The sequence below is a fragment of the Desulfobotulus alkaliphilus genome, from assembly GCF_007830435.1.
Lineage (GTDB): Bacteria > Desulfobacterota > Desulfobacteria > Desulfobacterales > ASO4-4 > Desulfobotulus > Desulfobotulus alkaliphilus.
Window position 1 is genome coordinate 1 of the sequence record NZ_VLLC01000013.1, and the last position, 2,772, is coordinate 2,772.

Below are 2,772 nucleotides of genomic sequence, written 5' to 3' on the forward strand. Positions count from 1 at the left end.
ATGGCGTCCCTCATGGCGTCCTTCATTACGGCCTATCTCCAGCCCCTTTTTCTCAGCATAAAGCAGATCCGTCTTATGATCCCGCTTCCATTTGATGTGGGACTCATAGGCTTCACGCATATGATCATCCTGGGTGAACTTGATGTACTTTTCCCTGGCACTGGCGATGTGGGGGTTGTTCTTCAAGATGGTATCCATAATCTTATCCTCCCTGCTCTGGCCTTCGTTTTTGAGATAATAGAGCCACATATCGATGGTCTTTTCCACATTGTAATCAGTAATCTTGGGAAGTTCAAGCAAATGCAGGGCAAGGTGATCCGTCAGCCAATGTTTCAAGGGAGCCTCCCGTTAGTTACTGGTTCATATGGCGGAAAGAGTCATAGCCTGAAAAAGGGGGCGTGGGAAGGAGCATCGAGGGTCTTTTCAATGGCGGCCTCGTCAATGTCCTGGCTTGCCGAGATGACGTAGCGCAGAAAGATTTTGATGTATTCCAGTGTCGTTTTGCCTGGCTCCATCATTTCACTTAAGCATCTGAATCAGCTCCGGCAGATTCCATATCAGGATCTTCTTGACCTCTCGGCGGTCGATTTTGGAAAGGATGATGTTTTTTAAAGGGCCATGTACTTTTCCTGATGCCCGGAAGGGGTGCTTTCAGCATTAAGGACCGGTGAAAAGGAGGCGGATGCCGTTATGGAGATTTCATTCTCTTTCATGGAAGGGATCTTACTTCAAAATTTTTGATATTGCGATCCTCCTTTGAAAATTCCACAGCAATAAGATAAATGACGGTGCCCTCTTTGGCGTATTTGCGGTGGTACTGTTTTCCATGGAGCTGTTCCATGGCACGGCCTTTGGTGCTGTTTTCAATCACCTTGAATTCAAAAATATACACGGTATCTTTGTAAAAAACACTCATGTCCATGCGTCCATGACCTGTGGCATCTTCAGCCTTCACATCAAATCCTGATGCGGCAAAGTAGCAGTAAAAGATACTGGCATAGTAGCCTTCATAACCAGCCAGCTGGTTTTTTCTGTACCAGTCGTGGGGGATGGATGCAAAAAAACTCTGGAAAATATCCTCCATGGCCTCTGGTTTTTCCTGTTCAAAGCAGGTGTAGAGGTTGCTGCGGATGTTTTCTTTTTTTCGGTAATCCTGAACAAGATAGTTTAAAAAATAATTGGTTAGGCTGTATTTGACCTCAAGGTTGGGGTATCCCATCCTGAAGCGGATCATGCCTTCTCCTGGCATTTTTTCTTTGATGGTGAGATAACCAGTCTGAAATAAAAGGTTTTCCACATAGATCATGTCCACATCAAGGGAGCCGATGAGTTCCCTGCCCAGCACTATGTCTTCCATGGAAGGAACAAAGTATTGTTGTTTTCCCATGAGCTGAATGAGGAAGGTGGGCGTTGCGGTTTCAAACCAGTAGGGCTGAAACTCTTTTTTATCGAAAAAAAGCAGCACATCAAAGGGGTTATAGACTTTCTCGCCTAACCATGCATAGCCGTTGTACCAGGCCCTGAACTTTTCTTTGTCCACGGAAATCATCTGATCCTTGAATACCTCTTCCACATCATCATGGGTGTAGCCGCAGAGGGCACTGTACCGGGAATCGATGGTGATGTCATTGAGGTTATTCAGTCCGCTGAAAAGGGAAACCTTGGAAAATTTGCTGACCCCTGTGATGAAAACAAATTTTAAGTGGGCGTCCGCATCCTTGAAAACAGAATAGAGGTTTTTGAGTTCTTCCCGGATTTTTATGGCAAGCTCTTTGTTTTCAATGCAGTCCAGGATGGGTTTATCGTATTCATCCACCAGAATCACAACATTCAGGCCGGTTTTTCTGGAAATTTTGACAATGGCTTCCATGAGGCGGTCGTTGACGGCGTTTTTTTCATATTCGATTAGAAATTCATTTTTGATATCCGTGAGGATGGAATCAATTTTTGTTCTGAGTTCTTCCATGGATCGGAAAACACCGGAGCCGAAGCTGATACGGATGACGGGATGGACTGTATTCCAGTCCCAGTTGTTTTCAAGGAAAAGTCCTTTAAAGTATTCTTTTTTTCCAAGGAAAGCCTGCCTGAGGGTGTCCAGAAAAAGACTTTTGCCAAAGCGCCTCGGTCTTGAGAGGAAATAGTATTTTCCCGTATCCATGAGTTTTTTTATAAAAAGGGTTTTGTCCACGTAGTAATGGGGTTCCGAGCGTATGATTTCAAAGCTCTGGATACCAATGGGAAGTTTTTTCATGGTGTTTTCCTCTTTTTTTTAAACGGTGTGTTTGATGCACTCGCAAAAACTCTGGCTCTAGAATTTGTCGGTTGGCAATATCAGTATGTTATAGCCATAAGAAGGGCCGTTTTTGACTTTTTGCGAGAGCATCATGAAAAGCTGTTTTTTTTATGACCAGTCGGATCACCACGATCTTTCACCCATACAAATCTGGCATCAGGGAAACTGAAAGCCCAGATTTTGCCTTTGGCAGCGGGCATCCGTAAAGGGTGCCCCCGCAAAGCAGGATTGTGAAATTTTTCACAGGGACAGGCCTTGCGTCTGTCTGCATCAAGGTGTCTGCTTGTATCGTGGCCTGCCCCAGAAACTGTGCGCGCTGGGGATGGTCTGTTTTTTATGTGGACAGATCAGGGCATGGCCTTGCCCTGATTCCCACTTCCCATTATTACCGTTGACTGAGGCCCTCGAAGTCTGGTGGCTGAGGCTCTCGAAGTCTGGTGGCTGAGGCTCTCGAAGTCTGGTGGCTGAGGCTCTCGAAG

At 45.6% G+C, this 2,772-nt stretch carries 4 protein-coding genes; 1 reads left to right on the plus strand and 3 read right to left on the minus strand.

Features of this window, described 5'->3' with window-relative positions:
* From LZ24_RS09120 to LZ24_RS09125, 3 genes are all read right to left on the minus strand, one after another.
* On the minus strand, window positions 1-336 hold a 336-nt coding region (locus LZ24_RS09120), incomplete at its 3' end, for a PD-(D/E)XK nuclease family transposase (protein ID WP_186443035.1).
* Between the two features lie 41 nt (window positions 337-377).
* Window positions 378-518 (minus strand): hypothetical protein, encoded by a 141-nt coding sequence (locus LZ24_RS17590; RefSeq protein WP_222427593.1) that lies wholly within the window; start codon window positions 516-518, stop codon window positions 378-380.
* Window positions 519-709: 191 nt separating this feature from the next.
* The gene (locus LZ24_RS09125; RefSeq protein ID WP_144684771.1) at window positions 710-2,251 is read right to left on the minus strand and encodes an ATP-binding protein; all 1,542 of its coding nucleotides are present in this window, start codon (window positions 2,249-2,251) and stop codon (window positions 710-712) included.
* Between the two features lie 272 nt (window positions 2,252-2,523).
* On the opposite strand from LZ24_RS09125, the gene LZ24_RS17220 reads away from it, so the two are divergent.
* Window positions 2,524-2,688, plus strand: a complete 165-nt coding sequence (locus LZ24_RS17220) for a hypothetical protein (protein WP_186443036.1) — start codon at window positions 2,524-2,526, stop codon at window positions 2,686-2,688.
* Window positions 2,689-2,772 lie beyond the last annotated feature (84 nt).

What these genes read in the sequence shown, in the direction of transcription:
- LZ24_RS17590 (WP_222427593.1), bottom strand. Translation starts at nt 518, where the DNA reads ATGATGGAGCCAGGCAAAACGACACTGGAATACATCAAAATCTTTCTG.
- LZ24_RS09125 (WP_144684771.1), bottom strand. Translation starts at nt 2,251, where the DNA reads ATGAAAAAACTTCCCATTGGTATCCAGAGCTTTGAAATCATACGCTCG.